Consider the following 15,878-nt stretch of genomic DNA (forward strand, 5'->3'; position numbering starts at 1 on the left):
CAGCTACGACAGCAGTCGCTGAGTCGCGCGTTCCAGCACCCGCTTTCGGCTGCTGCCCGGATGTTCGGCGGCGATGAAATGGCTGCCGATGGCCAACGAGAACGCCAGCATGCCGCGCGCCTCGGCGTCGTCGGGGTCGTCGCTGAACGTGCCGATGAGCCTGCGCAGGTAATCCATGCGCCGGTTGTCGACGCGCCGCAGTCGGCGCGCGACCGCCTTGTCGCGGCGGGCCCAGTCACGCACGGCGAGGTCGATCGGCAGCAACTCCTTGGAGAAGGTGAGCATGCCGGCCTTGCGCACCTTGTCCCTGGCGTCGCCGCCCTCGGACTCGACTCGGTCGAGTACCTCGTCGGTGCTGCGGTGTTCCCATGTTTCGAGGAGTGCGTCGAGAAGAGCCGATCGGCTCTCGAAGTGGTGGTAGAAGCTGCCTCGGGTGACGTCGAGCGCCTTTGCGAGTAGGTCCACGCGCACTGCATCGGGGCCGCCGGCGGCGAGCGCCTCGAGGCCCGCGTCGATCCATGCACTCCTGGGCGTGCGGGTCTTGGCGACCATGTCTCTCCAATTCATGACGCGGGGTTGACGACGGCGTTCCCTCAAGCATACAGTACTGTATGTTTGGTTCCGCACCACTCGCCAAACGCGAGCACACGATGCGGCCATGGCGGATCCACGCCATCACCAAGGACTTTCAGGTGCTCGACGTGTGGGCACTGCCCACGCCGGCTGATGCAGACGGTTTTTCACGCCTGGTCGGACTGTGGTCCACGTTCGACCCGAACCGAACCTCACCCGTCGTACGGGCCCTCTTCGCCGCCCGGTGGACAATCGGTCGGATACTCGGCCTCGACCGGCCGGAGAGCGGGCTCGGCGCGCGTGTCGAGACGCTGCGCGACCGGCTGCCAGCCGACCTTCACGGCACTCCAACGGATTTCGTGTCCGACCGGTCCCCCTTCAAACCGCTGTATCTGACCGAATCTGAGCTGGCGATGGAGATCGTCAACCAGACGGTGCACGGAGTACTGCACGTCGGCTGGGTGCCCGACCCGGACGTTCCGGGAGGGTTTCGCGGTCAGATGACCGTCCTGGTGCGGCCCAACGGCGCACTCGGCGTGGCCTATCTGGCTGCGATAGCGCCGTTTCGCCATCTGATCGTCTACCCGGTGATGATGCGCGACATCGAACGGCTCTGGCGCGAACAACCCAGCGCCTCAACATAACCCGAAGGAAGGTAGCGATGATCAACACCCAGGCAGACGAAGCCCGAGTCCGCCAAATCACACCGGATGCCCTCGTCAGGTCGTCGAGCATGCTCGGGCGCGTCGATTACGAGGATGCGTTCATCGTCGATGTGGACGTGCCGGACAGCCGTCGGGCCGAAGAGTGGATGCGGGTGATCCTGGAAGACGCACCGGCGAGCGTCCGGTTTCGTCTGCTCTCCGCGTGGTCGGCGATAGGACTGAAGGTCAGCCTGCCCGGTTCCGATCGATCGGTCCTCGGGTGGCAGATACGGGCCGCCGAAAGCGATTTCGTGCTGCTCGGCGCCGACTCTCGCATTGGCATGCCAGGCGAGCTGTTACTGCGGCGTCAAGAGGATGGACTGCTGTTCGCCACTTTCGTCCGCCACGACAATGCGGTCGCCCGGAAGCTGTGGTCATCCATCGAGGCCGCACACGTGCGAACCGTGCGGTCGATCCTCGAGATGGCTAGCCGGCGGGCGGCGGGGGCGTAGGCGCGGGTACAGGAGCAGGCGCGGGCGCAGGTGCTGGCGCGGGCGGCAACGGTTCACCGGGCGGCGGTGCGGGCGCCGCCGGGGGCGCCTGCTGTACCGGATTCGCAGAGAGGCCTGGCGGAGGGGTGTTCGAGCTGAGCGGCCGCTGCGTCAACAGCAGCAGGGCGTCCCTGCCGCTGACTTCCTGCGTCTGAACGGCGTGCCAGAGCTCGCGCAGGTACGACCCGCCAGTGCTTTGCGGACCGGTCGGGGACAACGAGGTGCCCGGCGGCAGGTTTTCCGGGCTCACCAGATGCGGGACATCCTCGGGTGCCGCAGGGTCGGCGGCGGCTGGTACGGCAGGATCGGCGGCCGCTGGTACGGCGGGCGGCGCGAGCGGATCGGGAACGGCGGGAGCCGGGGCGCCAGGAACTGCGGGAGCCGGAGCGGCCGGAGCCGGAGCGGCCAAGGGTGCGGCGGGAGCGGGACCCGGCATGACCTGTGCGACGGAGGCGACCGGCGCGGGCGCGGGAGGCGCGGCGGGGGCAGGCGCTGCGGCCTGCGGAGCGAATATCGCGGGTGGCGGCGGAGGAGGAACGGGAACGCCCGGATCGGCCTGTGCGACCCCTGTTCCGGCCAGCAGTGCGGCGAGTGCTCCCAGCCCGGCGGTGGCTATCGTCGCCGCCCGTACCTCGATGTCGATTCCCACCCAAGCCCCCTTTCGCGTACTGACCCGAATTCGGCCTACCGAGTGCGTCGTTTGACGGTCAAAATTGTTACACCTGGTTCCCATGGGAACAACCGGAGGAAACAATCCGTGCCGCGGGAACACGTTCTACTTCGGAGTTTCTCTAACCGGCCTCAGCGGGCTCCATCTGTGGTGTAGCAATGGGATACCGGCACTAGACAACGTCATGCGAGGAGTGCATCGATGCCAACTCCGAACCTTCCGCCCGGATTCGATTTCACCGACCCGGACATCTACGCCGAGCGGCTGCCGATCGACGAGCTCGCCCATATGCGTAAGGTGGCTCCGATCTGGTGGCAGCACCAGGAGAAGGGCAATCTCGCCTTCGGTGACACTGGCTACTGGGTAGTGACCAAGCACAAGGACGTCAAAGAGGTGTCGCGGCGCAGCGACGTGTTCTCCAGCAACCTGAAAACCGCGCTGCCGCGGTATCGCGACGATGCCGATCCCGCTTCGCTGGAGGCGGGCAAGGTGGTGCTGCTCAACCAGGACGCCCCGCATCACACCCACCTGCGCAAGATCATCTCGCGAGCGTTCACCCCGCGGGCGATCGAATCGCTGCGCGAAGAGCTCCGCCACCGCGCACAGGACATCGTCAAGCGTGCCGCCGCCGAAGGATCCGGGGACTTCGTCGAACAAGTGTCATGTGAGCTGCCGCTCCAGGCGATCGCCGGCCTGATGGGGGTACCTCAAGAGGAACGCATGAAGTTGTTCGAATGGTCGAACGAGATGGTCGGCGACCAGGACCCCGAGTACGCCAGAAACGATCCGACGGCCGCCGCCGCCGAATTGACCATGTACGGCATGCAGATGGCGGCCGAGCGCAGCAAGAATCCCGGCGACGATCTGGTCACCAAGCTGGTCCAGGCCGACGTCGAGGGCCACAAGCTCACCGACGACGAGTTCGGCTTCTTCGTGATCCTGCTGGCGGTGGCGGGCAACGAGACCACCCGCAACTCGATCACCCAGGGGATGATGGCGTTCACCGAATTCCCTGACCAGTGGGAGCTTTTCAAGCGTGAGCGGCCAGCGACGGCGGCAGACGAAATCGTCCGCTGGGCCACGCCCGTCACCTCCTTCCAGCGCACGGCGCTGGAGGACACCGAGCTCAGCGGAGTCAAGATCAAGAAGGGCGACCGCGTCGTCATCTTCTACCGGTCGGCCAATTTCGATGAGGAAGTGTTCGAGGACCCCTACACCTTCAACATCTTGCGGGATCCCAACCCGCACGTCGGATTTGGCGGTACCGGAGCCCACTACTGCATCGGCGCGAACCTCGCCAGGATGACGATCGACCTGATCTTCAACGCGATCGCCGACGAGATGCCCAACCTCAAACCGATCTCACCGCCCGAGCGGCTGCGGTCCGGCTGGCTCAACGGAATCAAGCACTGGCAGGTCGACTACACCGGTGCGGGTGCTACCTGACCGGGTAGTCCACCAACGAGCGCCAGTACTCCTCGGGGATCTCGACATTCGAACGCATCGCCATGGCCAGCCCGGTCGCCATGGCGATGCCCAGCAGACCCAGCCAGAGGCCGGCAAGCGCGATGACGACCCATGCGATCACGGTGACCGTCGGCCACGGCGAGAGCAGCACCAGCACCGGGGCGAAGAAGAAGCCGAGGCCGACGTACCACGACGAACCGGCGCGGTCGGAGATCAGCACGAAGTGCAGCCACCGCGGGATCGGGCGGTCGACGGATGATGAGGTCCGCATGGTCGCTCTCCTCTGCTCGTCTGACACCCTCCACGGTCCGCGCCTCAGGTAAGCGGCGCAATTACCTGACACGTAATGGCCGTAACCCCTGAGCTGCGCGACACTGAGGCGGTGACCACCGCCCAAGTCCAGTCCCCTCCGTTCGGCGCACTGATGCGCGAATGGCGGCAACGGCGCCGGCTGAGCCAGCTCGATCTCGCGATCGAGGCCGATGTCTCGGCCCGCCATGTCAGCTTCATCGAGACCGGTCGGTCGACCCCGAGCCGGGCCATGGTGTTGCGCCTCGCGGAGGTGCTCGACGTCCCCCTTCGCGAACAGAATCAGATGTTGATGGCCGCCGGCCTCGCTCCGGTGTACGGCGAACGGTCCCTCAATGATCCGGATATGGCCGCCGTTCGCGACGGCATCGAACGTGTGCTCAACGCGTACAACCCGTACCCCTGCGTGGTCGTGGACCGGTGCTGGCAGATCGTGGAGGCCAACGCCGGCTCCGGAGTGCTCCTGCAGGGCGTCGCGCCGAATCTTCTCGAACGACCGAATGCGCTTCGCATCGCATTGCATCCCGACGGGTTGGCGCCGCGCATACGCAATCTCGCGCAGTGGCGACACCACCTCATCGAGCGGCTGCGACGCGAAGCGGCCGTCAGCGGATCCGATGAGCTGGCGGCATTGTTGGCCGAAATCGAGTCGTATCCAGGCGGATCCGACGGGACCCGCGATCTCGGCGGAGTCGCGGTGCCGCTGGAGCTCTACACCCCGCAGGGACAGCTGCTCACGTTTCTGTCCACTGTGACGACGTTCGGCACCGCACTGGATCTCACCGCGGCGGAACTGTCGATCGAGGCGTTTCTTCCGGCCGACGAGGCGACCGCGGCCGCGCTCCGGTGAAATGCACGTGGCGAGCGGTCAACACCAATAGAGTCTGGCGACATGGACAATCGACTCGTTGCTGCGGCAGCCGTCGCGCTGGCCGCCGCCGCGGCAGGCTGCTCGACGCCGCCGGCCGCTCTCGGCGGCACCACGGCGAAAGTGACCATCGACGGCAAGAGCACCGGTGATGCTCATGCCGTGGTGTGTTCGCAGACCGGGTGGATGTGGAACATCAAGACGCCCGGCGAGCCGACCACGCTGACCGCGTTCTTGGACACCAATGGCGAGGTCTCGGTGCAGTCGGTCGACTTTCGCGACTTTGCCGGCTTCACCGGCACCTTCTGGCAGGGGCGCATCGGTAAGGCCGACGTGACGGGCGACGGCGGGAAGTTCACGATCACCGGGTCGGCCGACGGTTCGTTCACCGACAACCCGAGTAAGGCAGTGACGGCGACCTTCCGCATCGAAGCCAACTGCTGACCCATAGGCTGCGCCCTATGGTGCATCCATTCCGCAGCGCAATCGAAGCCCGCGACCTCGACGCCGCCGTCGCCCTGCTTCGCGAGGACGTCGTCTTCAACAGCCCGGTCGTGTTCACGCCGTACAAGGGCCGCGAGGCGATGCGAGAGATTCTCGCCGCCGTCATCGACGTGTTCGAAGACTTCGGCTACACCCGTGAAATCGGCGCCGACGGGGATCGCGACCATGCGCTCATGTTCAAGGCCCGGGTCGGCGAGAAACAGCTGGAGGGCTGCGATTTCATCCGGCTCGACGAGAATGGCGCCATCGAGGAGTTCACCGTGATGCTTCGGCCGATGCAGGCCGTCCTCGCGGTGGCGGAGGCGATGAAGGAGCGGCTCGCCGCTGGTTGATTCACTGGTCTGACCACTTGACCTCTGGCCTGTCGCCTGGCACCCTGGCGGCATGGCCCTACAACCGGTGAACCGTCGATCGGTGCCCGAGGACGTCTTCGAGCAGATCGTCGCCGAGGTACTCAGTGGCGAGATGCAGCCCGGCGAGGCACTGCCCAGTGAGCGCAGGCTCGCCGAGGTACTCGGCGTATCAAGGCCCGCAGTTCGCGAGGCGCTCAAACGCCTCACCGCGGCGGGGCTGGTCGAGGTGCGGCAGGGTGACGCCACGACAGTCCGTGACTTCCGGCGCCACGCGGGTCTCGACCTGCTCCCCCGGCTGCTCATCCGCGGGGGCGAACTCGACGTGTCCGTGGTGCGTAGCATCCTGGAGACCAGGTTGCACAACGGCCCGAAGGTAGCCGAGCTCGCTGCCCAGCGTCGCTCCCCCGAATTGGCTGGACTTCTCGACGCCGCATTGCGCGCGCTGGCTGACGAGAACGATCCCATCGAACAGCAGCGCTGCGCCCTGACGTTCTGGGATCACGTTGTCGACGGCGCGGATTCCATCGCGTTCCGGCTGATGTACAACACGATGCGCGCGACCTACGAGCCGGCGCTGCCCGCCCTTGCCGCGGTGATGTCCGACGAGGTGGGCCGCCCGCAGGCGTATCGCGCGCTGGCCGACGCGATCGCCGCGGGTAATCCCGAACGCGCCAGGCAGGCCGCCCACGATCTGCTCGAGCCCGCGACCACCGCTCTGCTCACCGCCCTTGACGACCTGAAGGACCAAGCATGACCACCGCCAGCTCACGCAAGAAGCTCACCCTTGCGGACGCCGCCCGCGAATTCGCTAAACACCCCTCCCCCTGGATGATTGGCGCCGTGCTCAGCGCCGCATGCGTCGCTCGCGTCATCGTGGGCGACTGGCAGCTCACCGATGCGCTCGTGCCGCTGGTGATGGTCGCGCTCTTTCCGTTCTTCGAGTGGATGATCCACGTGTTCATCCTGCACTGGCGCCCGAAGCGGGTCGGCTCCCTGACGGTCGACCCGTTGCTCTCGAGGGAGCACCGGGCCCACCATGCCGATCCGCGCAACATCCCGCTGATCTTCATCCCGTGGAAATCGCTTGTGACATGGGTGCTTCCGCTGACGATCGGGGTCGCACTGTTGGCGTTCCCCCGGCTCGGCATGGGTCTGACCTACCTGGTCTGCATCGCGGCGGCAGGCCTCGTCTACGAGTGGACCCACTACCTGATCCATACCGACTACAAGCCGAAAACCCGTGTCTATCGGGCGATCTGGCGCAATCACCGGAACCACCACTACAAGAACGAGCACTACTGGTTCACGGTCACCAGTTCAGGTACGGCAGACCGGGTGCTGCGGACGTACCCCGACCCGGCTGCCGTCGAGAACTCACCTACCGCGAAAAACCTGCACGCCGAGGTCGCGGCGTAGCCCGGGTCGACGCCCGAGTCGACGCTAGGCCTCGATGATGATCGGATCGCCGATCCGGACCATGTTGTAGTACCAGTCAGCGTTGTCCGGGCTGAGGTTGATGCAGCCGTGGCTGACGTTCTCGTACCCCTGCGAACCGACCGACCATGGGGCGCCGTGCACGTAGACCCCGCCCCAGGTGACGCGGACCGCGTCGTAAACGGTGAGCTTGTAGCCCTCCGGGTCGTCGAGCGGGATGCCGATGGTCCGCGAATCCATGATCACGGTCGCTTGCTTCTCCAGCGCGGTGAAGTTACCGACCGGCGTGGCGAACCCGTACTTGCCCATCGACGCGGGCATTTCGCGCAGCACCTCGCCGTCCACGCTGACTGTGAAGGTGTGGTTGCTGATGCTGGCCACACCTACCGTGGCCGCCCCGGTCTCAAAACTTGTCTTGATGTCGCCGACACTCAACGAGATGGTGCTGTGAGCGGGCCAGAACTCGGTCGGGTTCCATTGCAGAACACGATCGTTGAGCCAGGTGAAGTTCCCGACCGGCACCGTCGGTGAAGCGATCTCGATACGACGCTCGGCGGCAGCGCGGTCGGCGATGTCGCCGGCGAAGGTCACCGTGATCGGGTGGGCCACACCGACCGTCACACCCGACGGCGAGATGCTCACCACGTCCGTCGGGACGGCGACGCCCGCCGAGACGGTTGCGACGGACCCCGACATCGCGGCCACCATGAGGCCGACCACGGCCACGATTCGAAGTTTCAGCACACTTTTATCCTAGTTCGTCGGAGCGAGTTGGCCCGGATTCCGCAAGTTCCAGGCGATCCCGCATGTCGTCGTTGGCGGTGTCATCCATTACGAACAGTGATCGAATTCGCCGTTCAGAACGTTTCAGACGGCGTCGATCCTGGCCGGCGTCGCCAGTCGGTTGACCGCCAGCAACGCATACCCGACGGCGAGCACGCAGCCGCCCAGCACACAAACGTTGAGCACCACTGCGGCCAGCCCGACGCTGTCGGGATCCAGGAAGAGATACGGCGCGCGCCGGCCGGCCTCGTTGAGGACGACCACGGCCAGCACGACATATGCCGCGGGGTAGGCCAGCCAGGCCACGGGATGCCACCAGTACACCCGTCCCCGACCGCGTCCGACGAGGAGCCAGTCGGCAAGGGCCAGAACGGGGACGACGACGTGTAGCAGGATGTTCGCAGGCGTATAGCCCATGCTGCGGCCGGTCAACAGGAGATTCCAGACGACGCCGGCGATCACGACATAGAGGACGACTGCCCCTCGTAGTCCTACCCGAGCGTCGGCGCGGGGCCACGCGAGTGTCAATGCGTAGTACGCCGCGGCGAGGACGGCGGCCTGATAGGTGAACGTGAACAGTCGCCACATCACCCCTGAGCGCGACGAAATCTCGACCGCGACCATGGCGATAAGCACCGCCGAGACTATCGCGACGCGCAGCACCAGGCGCAGAACAGCGGGGCCGGTGCCGACGGACGTCACTGCGGCGGCGGCAGCGGTGGCGCTTCGGGCGCCGGCGGGGCGAGTGCCGCGGGGTCCTGCGGGACCCCGGCCGGCAGCGGCGCGGCAGGCGGGGGCGCCTGCTGCTGATCGTCATTTCCGCCGATGTTCGACAGCCGGTCCCTGATCCTGGTCAGCAGGCCGGGCCGCTGCGGAGGCACGGGGGTCGGCTGGGCGGGCACCAGACCCGGCGCTGGCGGGACACCCGGCGGCGGCAGCGCTTCGACGGGAAGGCCCGGTTCGGGCAGCACCGGCGCTTCCGGCGGCAGCGCGGGCGCATCCGGCAGAGCGACGGCCGGTTCTGCCGGTACCTCGACGAGGCTCTCCGGCGGCAGCTCGGCCTCGACGGGCGGGGCCTCCGGCGGGGGCAACGGCAATTCCTCGGCGAGCTCCGGGACGGCGGCGGGCCGTGGGGTCTCGGGAAGCGCGACGCGCACCCCCGCGCTCGCGATGTCCGGGGACGCCTTGGCCGCGGGCCGCGGCTCCTGCACCGCGGTGTCCCGCTCCGGCGTCATCTCCATGCTGACGGCCACCGACACCGACGCGACGAAGGTCACCGCACCGGCGACCAGCATGGCCAGCGGGCCGGTCTGCGTCAGCTGTCGACGGCTTTCGCGCGCGGGCCGCCGGCGGGCCTTTTCGCTTTGACCCCTACCGATCTGGATGAATGCCGTGTTGTGCGCCGACGCGAGCGCCGCGCCACGCGCCAGCGCGAGCTCGGACTCGGCCGGGACGAACACGGGCACCGACAAAATGTCTTCGAGCCGCGGGATCGCCGAGTGGACGCCACCGCCGGAACCCACCACGACAAGCGCCTCCGGCCGCCAGTCGGCGCCGGCGAAAACGGTGCTCAACCATCGGACCAACGCCTCTTCGGTGTCAATGGCGTGGTTGACGGCGGTCTGAACAGCCCCGACGGCCTCGTGAACGATGAGCATGATCACGGTGTCGGGCTCGATCACACACACGGCGGTGACCTGGTATCCGAGAACATCGGAGATACCCCATGCCAAGGCTTCAGTCGCCTCCGGCAGCCGCACCGGCACGATGTTGTCGAACCCGCATTCGGACAACGACTTCAGCAGCAATGAGGCCTCGGCGGCGGCGCCGTCACTCCAGGTGACGCCGATCGAATGGAGCCGCTGGCCTCGCGAGGCCGCGATGGCCTCGGTGCGCAGGACGGCGGCGGCCGCCTGATCTGACGCCTGGCGGGGCGTCGCATGCCGGCCGGACACGATCTCAAAGGCCTCGCGGTCGACCGTGGAGCCGTCGGCGTCCTGCCCCTCAACGAGAACCAGACCGACGGCGGCCGGCGTCACCGACAAACCGAGTACGGTGTCCACTCTTGCCCTTCTGAAACCGATCCGGACGTCCACCTGTCCGGGGTGACCTTACCCGCGCCCGCAAGCTTCGGCTCACCGGGCATTGTTCCGCCTGACGAGCTCGCCGCATCGGGATGTGCTGTGGCCCTGAAACGCACTGCAAGTCCTCCAACAGCATCTTTGCCCGAATTTCGACTCGTTCGATCCGTCACCGAAAGCCGGCCCGGGTGGCATCGTGACCCGCATGGCAACTGCGGAACATGCCGCGGGACAGGTCGAAGGCGGCCCCGCAGGGCGCACCGTATTCGGTCATCCCATCGGCCTGACCAACCTGTTCGGCGTCGAACTCTGGGAGCGATTCTCGTTCTACGGGATGCTCACGATCCTCGGGTACTACCTCTATTACTCGCTGACCGACGGTGGCCTCGAACTGCCCAAGGCGACCGCGACCGGCATCGTCGGCGCGTACGGCGGCCTGGTGTATCTGTCCACCGTCCTCGGCGGCTGGATCGCCGACCGGGTGCTCGGTATGGAGCGCACCGTCCTCTACGGAGGCGTGGTGGTGATGTGCGGCCACATCGCGCTCGCCGTCGTACCGGACCTCGTCGGTGTCGCGGTGGGCCTGGTGCTGGTGGCGCTGGGGTCGGGCGCACTGAAAGCCAATGCGTCGTCGCTGCTCGGCACGCTCTACGAAAAGGGCGACCCCCGCTGCGACGGCGGTTTCACCCTGTTCTACCTGGGCATCAATCTGGGCGCGTTCATCGGACCGCTCGTCACCGGCCTGCTGCAGACCAGGATCGGCTTCCACTGGGGGTTCGGGGCCGCTGCCGTCGGTATGGCCCTCGGACTGACGCAGTACGTCATCTTCCGGCGCAACCTCGGCGACCATGGCCGCACTGTGCCGAACCCGTTGCCCCGCAGTGCTTTCGGCTGGGTTGCGGGTCTCGGCGTCCTGATCGTTGCGGTGATCGTCGCGGCGTTCGCCACCGGTCTGGTCGAGCTGTCGAATCTGTCGCATGTCACAACTGGGGTCATCGTGGCGGCGTCGATTGTCTATTTCGTCGTGATGCTGACCAGTTCGAAGGTGGTGCAGATCGAACGGACGAGGCTACGCGCCTTCATACCGCTGTTCATCGCGAACGCGGTGTTCTGGTCGCTGTTCCAGCAGATCTTCACCGTGCTCGCGGTCTACTCGGACGAGCGGATGAACTGGTCGATCTTCGGTTGGACCGCCCCGTCGAACTGGATCGGCTCGATCGAGCCGGTCTGGATCATCCTGCTTTCACCGGTGTTCGCGGCCATGTGGACGCGGCTCGGTACGCGTGCACCCACCACCCCGCGAAAGTTCGCCTACGGCGTGATCGGCATGGGATTGGCGTTCCTGTTGTTCCTGCCGATGGCGGGCACGACGGGACGGTCGGTCCCGGCGCTGCTGGTGATCGGCATCATGGCGGTGTTCGCGATTTCCGAGTTGCTGCTGTCACCGATCGGGTTGTCGGTCACGACAAAGCTTGCGCCCGAAGCATTTCGGGCGCAGATGATGGCGCTGTACTTCTTCTCCGTCGGTCTCGGCACGGCGATGTCGGGTGTGCTGTCGGGTTATTACGATCCGGCCCGCGAGTTCGCCTACTTCGGCATCCTCGGCGGAGTCGCCATCGCCGCGGGTGTGGTCGTGTTCGCGCTGTCGCCCTGGATCAGCCGGTTGATGGAGGGCGTGCACTGACGCGCTAGCCCGCCAGGATGTCGGTGAGCGCGTGGGGTTCGATGTTGCCGCCGGAGAGCACCATCACGGTGCGGCCGGGCGGGATTCGGCGCTGTCGGTAGGCGGCCAGCGCGACCGCACCGCTGGGTTCGCTGACGAGGTGCGCCTTGAGCGCGAGTTCCCGTACAGCACTGCGGATCTCGCTCTCGGACACGGTGATCACGCCGTCGAGCACCTTCTGAAGATGGGCGAACGTCAACTCCGACGGTTGTGACCGCAGACCGTCGGCGATGGTGCGATTCCGGTCCTCGATCGACCAATCGACCCGATGGCCCTTCGCAAGTCCTTCGGCGGTGTCGGCGGCGAGTTCGGGTTCCACGCCGAACACTCGCGCCTGCGGGCACAGCGCCTTGATCGCCGTGCCGACCCCGGAGGCCAAGCCGCCGCCGCTGACTGGGACGAGCACGTTCTCCACCGTCGGAAGGTCGTCGCCAATCTCCAGGCCGATCGTGCCCTGCCCGGCGATGATGTCGGGATGGTCGAACGGCGGGACCAAAACCCCGCCGGTCTCCTCGAGCACCTCGGCCGCGACTCGTTCGCGCTGGCCCGCCTCACAGAGCACCACTTCGGCGCCGTGCGCACGCGTGGCGTCGACCTTGACCGCCGGAGTTTCCTTCGGCATGACGATGTGCGCTGGAATCGCAAATACCGCGGCGGCGTAGGCCACGGCCTGGGCGTGGTTGCCGCTGGAATAGGCGACGACGCCGCGGGTGCGGACGGATTCATCGAGGTTGCCGATCGCGCTGAACGCCCCGCGGACCTTGAAGGCACCGATGGGCTGGAGGTTCTCCGGCTTGATCCACAGTGGCCGATCGTCGTCGGCCCACAAGGCCTGCAGCAGCGGCGTGCGCACGGCGAAGGCGCGAATCCGCGTCGCCGCCGACCTGATGTCATCGATGGTCACCATGTCCACCGACTCAGTCTTGTCGACTACGGTCAGCCGTTGCCAGGCCCCCACCTATTTGCGGCGCGCGGTGAAATTGCTTCCCGTTGCCGGGCCTTCGATGTCGAATCCACGGCCTGCCAGCAATCGGCGGAAGAACTCTGCGCTGACCTTGTTCTTCAGTCGTACGCCGTATTCGCGCGAGAACACCCGGTCGGCGGGCAGTCGAATCGCGGGCGGGCCGTCCGGCGGCGGGATGAACTCGAACGTGACACCGTCGGCCGTCACCGTCGCGTACTGGTATTCCAACAGCGGCTCCCAGCTGTCGCCGCGACGCACCGACACCGAACCGTCTTCGTGGACCTGGAATTCGCTGCCTCGCTTGACGAGCGGAATGAGGTTGAACCACAACAGAAGCAGACCGGGCAGGAGGAGCAGGAACAGCGCGTATGCGTGGGTCTTCTCGAGTTCGGCATCGTAGGTGGGAGCGATGAGTTCGGCGAACCAGCCTTCGACGAAGATCGCGATGTCTCTGAGGACGTCACCGAAACTCGCCCGCCCCGTGGACATGTCGTAGATCGCCGCCCCCGCCCCTGCGACACCACCGATCGTGAGCAGCGCACCGATGATCACCAGCGCCCAATTGGTCTTGGACACGAACGATCCGAGCAGGTGCGTCGGGTCGGACAGTTCGACCTTGGGACCGCCCAACGGCTTGGCCATACACCAGATGCTGATGGCGATCGCGGCGACGAGTGCGAGCCACTCCCACGGGCCGAAGGAGACGCTCTGCGAATTCCAGATCGCCAGTCCCAGAAACGTCAGCCACGCGATCCATCGCAACGCCCGCTGCCACCAGGTGAGCAACCGTTCGGTCGTGGGCTCGGGCCGTTGCCGGACCTCCCGGCCACCGTCGGCGGGGTTGGGCGCCTGCCAGCCCTCGCCAGAGGTCATGACCGTCGCCCGCCCGTGCCCACGCGACGATCGTAACGGCGGGAATCGTTGCTGACCTGAAGTCGGCCAACTCGCTACGACCCGGTCGGATGTGCTCGATAGGGTGATGCCGTGGCCTCGTTTTCGTTGCCGATCGTGCCGCGTTACGCGGAGGTCGATCAACAGGGTGTCGTGTTCAACGGTCACTACCTCACCTGGTTCGACGAGGCGTGTACGGCGTTCCTCGACCACCTCGACGTCACCTACCCGGGCTTGATCGCCGGCGGGCACGACATCCAGGTCGTGCACAGCGATATCGATTTCAAGGGACCGGTCAGGTGGCGCGACTCGGTGCGGGTCGAGGTGCACTGTGAGGCAATCGGATCCACCAGCTTCACCCTCGGTTTCACGGTGTGGCGCAGCAAGGGCGACACTGTCGCCGACATCGCTCAGCAGCCCGCGGTGCGTGGCCGCAACGTCTATGTGGTGGTCTCCACCGACGACTGGGCCAAACGCCAGATCCCACCGACGCTGCGCGAGGCGCTGACTTCGGTTGAGCGTCAAGCGCGTAACGCGTCCGAGTGAGCCACTGCGAAGGTACGGTCAAGGGATGGGGCACGATCACGGTCATCAGCGAGATCTTCCGCCGGGGATGGTCGAGCAACTAGAACTGGCCTACGCCGGTGTGGCGTCGTTCGGGCATCGCCCGTTCCTCACCGAGGTCGAACAGCTCGAGTCGTGGCGCCCCGACGTGGCGATCGTCGGGGCACCGTTCGACGTCGGGACCACGAACCGGCCGGGTGCGCGATTCGGCCCAAGGGCCATCCGGGCCACCGCCTACGAGCCGGGCACGTACCACCTGGATCTCGGGCTGGAGATCTTCGACTGGCTCGAAGTCGTCGACTTCGGCGACGCGTACTGCCCCCACGGACAGACCGAGGTCTCGCACAACAACATCCGCGAGCGTGTGCACGCGATCGCGTCCCGCGGCATCGTGCCGGTCATCCTCGGTGGCGACCACTCGATCACCTGGCCCGCCGCGACCGCTGTGGCCGACGTGCACGGGTACGGCAACGTCGGCATCGTGCACTTCGACGCGCACGCCGATACCGCCGACGAAATCGAGGGCAACCTGGCCAGCCACGGCACACCGATGCGTCGACTCATCGAGTCCGGCGCGGTGCCCGGCAGCCATTTCGTCCAGGTCGGCCTTCGCGGTTACTGGCCGCCGCAGGACACGTTCGAGTGGATGCAAGAGCAACGCATGACGTGGCACACCATGCAGGAGATTTGGGATCGCGGCTTCAAGGAGGTCATGCGCGACGCCGTGAACGAGGCGCTCGCCAAGGCGGAGAAGCTGTACGTGTCCGTCGACATCGACGTCCTCGACCCCGCGCATGCGCCCGGCACCGGCACGCCCGAACCCGGGGGTATCACCACCGCGGATCTGCTGCGGCTGGTGCGCCAGCTCTGCCGCGAGCACGACGTCGTGGGTGTCGACGTCGTCGAGGTGGCACCCGCCTACGACCACGCCGAACTCACCGTCAACGCTGCGCATCGGGTGGTTTTCGAAGCGCTCGGCGGGATGGCCGCGCGTCGCCGCGACGCCGCCCCGGACGCCGCACCCCCGGGTCCGCCCGCGCGCTAGCGTCGCCGCCAGGTGTGATCTCGGTCCCGGCGGGGTGTTGCCTTGGCGACGCCGGGAGGACAATGAGCTCATGGCCGGAACTCTGTTCTTCGACGGCAACTGCGGAATGTGCACACGGGCGCGCGATTTCCTGGTCCGACACAACCGGACGGGCAACCTCGAGACGGAGCCGCTGCAGGGGCCGAACGTGGCCGAGCGCCTTGGCGTACCCGCTGATCGGCTGCTCGATTCCGTGCGCTGGCTGGACCAGTCGGGAGACGTGTACTCCGGCGCCGAGGCGGCGAGTGCCGCGGTATCGGTTGCCCTCGGCACCCGACTGCCTCTCCTGGTCTATCGCATACCGGGCATCCGGCAGGCGGAGGACGCGGTCTACCGGTGGGTCGCCGATCATCGTTACCGTTTCCCGGGTAAGACGCCGTTCTGCGAGTCGCATCCGGTCTCCTGCTGAGGGGAC

General features: G+C 66.6%; 20 protein-coding genes. 12 read left to right on the forward strand and 8 right to left on the reverse strand.

The annotated features are described in order from the left end of the window. Positions 1-3 precede the first annotated feature (3 nt). Positions 4-552, reverse strand: a complete 549-nt coding sequence (locus H7J93_RS03310; RefSeq protein WP_267304871.1) for a TetR/AcrR family transcriptional regulator — start codon at positions 550-552, stop codon at positions 4-6. Positions 553-611: 59 nt separating this feature from the next. Between H7J93_RS03310 and H7J93_RS03315 the strand changes: the two genes are divergently transcribed. Further along, the gene (locus H7J93_RS03315) at positions 612-1,217 is read left to right on the forward strand and encodes a DUF2867 domain-containing protein (RefSeq protein ID WP_267304872.1); all 606 of its coding nucleotides are present in this window, start codon (positions 612-614) and stop codon (positions 1,215-1,217) included. Positions 1,218-1,234: 17 nt separating this feature from the next. Then, positions 1,235-1,729, forward strand: a complete 495-nt coding sequence (locus H7J93_RS03320) for a hypothetical protein (protein ID WP_267304873.1) — start codon at positions 1,235-1,237, stop codon at positions 1,727-1,729. Here H7J93_RS03320 and H7J93_RS03325 read toward each other — a convergent pair. After that, positions 1,704-2,417, reverse strand: a complete 714-nt coding sequence (locus H7J93_RS03325) for a hypothetical protein (protein ID WP_267304874.1) — start codon at positions 2,415-2,417, stop codon at positions 1,704-1,706. The two genes, H7J93_RS03320 and H7J93_RS03325, sit on opposite strands and share 26 nt — an antisense overlap. Before the next feature lie 222 nt (positions 2,418-2,639). On the opposite strand from H7J93_RS03325, the gene H7J93_RS03330 reads away from it, so the two are divergent. Then, positions 2,640-3,884, forward strand: coding sequence for a cytochrome P450 (locus tag H7J93_RS03330; RefSeq protein WP_267304875.1), 1,245 nt, complete (start codon positions 2,640-2,642; stop codon positions 3,882-3,884). Here H7J93_RS03330 and H7J93_RS03335 read toward each other — a convergent pair. Continuing rightward, positions 3,877-4,176 (reverse strand): hypothetical protein, encoded by a 300-nt coding sequence (locus tag H7J93_RS03335; protein ID WP_267304876.1) that lies wholly within the window; start codon positions 4,174-4,176, stop codon positions 3,877-3,879. The genes H7J93_RS03330 and H7J93_RS03335 overlap by 8 nt on opposite strands. A 153-nt stretch (positions 4,177-4,329) precedes the next feature. Between H7J93_RS03335 and H7J93_RS03340 the strand changes: the two genes are divergently transcribed. From H7J93_RS03340 to H7J93_RS03360, 5 genes are read left to right on the forward strand one after another with little or no spacing between them, the layout of a single operon-like run. Beyond that, positions 4,330-5,064 carry a helix-turn-helix domain-containing protein gene (locus H7J93_RS03340; protein ID WP_267305041.1) on the forward strand — a complete coding sequence of 245 codons (735 nt, stop codon included), beginning with the start codon at positions 4,330-4,332 and terminating at the stop codon, positions 5,062-5,064. Positions 5,065-5,106: 42 nt separating this feature from the next. Next, positions 5,107-5,526 carry a lipoprotein LpqH gene (locus H7J93_RS03345; protein ID WP_267304877.1) on the forward strand — a complete coding sequence of 140 codons (420 nt, stop codon included), beginning with the start codon at positions 5,107-5,109 and terminating at the stop codon, positions 5,524-5,526. 17 nt (positions 5,527-5,543) lie between these two features. Further along, positions 5,544-5,918: a nuclear transport factor 2 family protein gene (locus H7J93_RS03350; RefSeq protein ID WP_267304878.1), complete on the forward strand. Its 375-nt coding sequence runs from the start codon at positions 5,544-5,546 to the stop codon at positions 5,916-5,918. Positions 5,919-5,970: 52 nt separating this feature from the next. Next, positions 5,971-6,693 (forward strand): FadR/GntR family transcriptional regulator, encoded by a 723-nt coding sequence (locus H7J93_RS03355; protein WP_267304879.1) that lies wholly within the window; start codon positions 5,971-5,973, stop codon positions 6,691-6,693. Then, positions 6,690-7,355, forward strand: a complete 666-nt coding sequence (locus tag H7J93_RS03360; RefSeq protein ID WP_267304880.1) for a sterol desaturase family protein — start codon at positions 6,690-6,692, stop codon at positions 7,353-7,355. The genes H7J93_RS03355 and H7J93_RS03360 overlap by 4 nt, the downstream gene beginning before the upstream one ends. A 24-nt stretch (positions 7,356-7,379) precedes the next feature. Here H7J93_RS03360 and H7J93_RS03365 read toward each other — a convergent pair whose 3' ends face one another. The 3 genes from H7J93_RS03365 to H7J93_RS03375 form a co-directional block, all read right to left on the reverse strand. Further along, on the reverse strand, positions 7,380-8,117 hold the full coding sequence (locus H7J93_RS03365; protein WP_308204902.1) for a L,D-transpeptidase: 738 nt from the start codon (positions 8,115-8,117) through the stop codon (positions 7,380-7,382). 123 nt (positions 8,118-8,240) lie between these two features. Further along, the gene (locus tag H7J93_RS03370; RefSeq protein WP_267304881.1) at positions 8,241-8,858 is read right to left on the reverse strand and encodes a Pr6Pr family membrane protein; all 618 of its coding nucleotides are present in this window, start codon (positions 8,856-8,858) and stop codon (positions 8,241-8,243) included. Continuing rightward, complete coding sequence (locus H7J93_RS03375) at positions 8,855-10,219, reverse strand: DUF7159 family protein (RefSeq protein WP_267304882.1); 1,365 nt, start codon at positions 10,217-10,219, stop codon at positions 8,855-8,857. The genes H7J93_RS03370 and H7J93_RS03375 overlap by 4 nt, the downstream gene beginning before the upstream one ends. A gap of 223 nt (positions 10,220-10,442) precedes the next feature. Between H7J93_RS03375 and H7J93_RS03380 the strand changes: the two genes are divergently transcribed. After that, the gene (locus tag H7J93_RS03380; RefSeq protein ID WP_267304883.1) at positions 10,443-11,921 is read left to right on the forward strand and encodes a peptide MFS transporter; all 1,479 of its coding nucleotides are present in this window, start codon (positions 10,443-10,445) and stop codon (positions 11,919-11,921) included. 4 nt (positions 11,922-11,925) lie between these two features. Here H7J93_RS03380 and H7J93_RS03385 read toward each other — a convergent pair whose 3' ends face one another. Continuing rightward, the gene (locus tag H7J93_RS03385) at positions 11,926-12,867 is read right to left on the reverse strand and encodes a threonine ammonia-lyase (protein WP_267305043.1); all 942 of its coding nucleotides are present in this window, start codon (positions 12,865-12,867) and stop codon (positions 11,926-11,928) included. Positions 12,868-12,918: 51 nt separating this feature from the next. After that, positions 12,919-13,797: a hypothetical protein gene (locus H7J93_RS03390; RefSeq protein ID WP_267304884.1), complete on the reverse strand. Its 879-nt coding sequence runs from the start codon at positions 13,795-13,797 to the stop codon at positions 12,919-12,921. 111 nt (positions 13,798-13,908) lie between these two features. Between H7J93_RS03390 and H7J93_RS03395 the strand changes: the two genes are divergently transcribed. The 3 genes from H7J93_RS03395 to H7J93_RS03405 all read left to right on the forward strand — a co-directional run bounded on the left by H7J93_RS03395 (position 13,909) and on the right by H7J93_RS03405 (position 15,872). Continuing rightward, complete coding sequence (locus tag H7J93_RS03395; RefSeq protein WP_267304885.1) at positions 13,909-14,361, forward strand: acyl-CoA thioesterase; 453 nt, start codon at positions 13,909-13,911, stop codon at positions 14,359-14,361. A 67-nt stretch (positions 14,362-14,428) separates the two neighbouring features. Continuing rightward, complete coding sequence (speB, locus tag H7J93_RS03400) at positions 14,429-15,424, forward strand: agmatinase (RefSeq protein WP_083151012.1); 996 nt, start codon at positions 14,429-14,431, stop codon at positions 15,422-15,424. 70 nt (positions 15,425-15,494) lie between these two features. Next, positions 15,495-15,872, forward strand: a complete 378-nt coding sequence (locus H7J93_RS03405) for a thiol-disulfide oxidoreductase DCC family protein (protein ID WP_267304886.1) — start codon at positions 15,495-15,497, stop codon at positions 15,870-15,872. Positions 15,873-15,878 lie beyond the last annotated feature (6 nt).

Source organism: Mycobacterium barrassiae, assembly GCF_025822765.1.
Taxonomy (GTDB): domain Bacteria; phylum Actinomycetota; class Actinomycetes; order Mycobacteriales; family Mycobacteriaceae; genus Mycobacterium; species Mycobacterium barrassiae.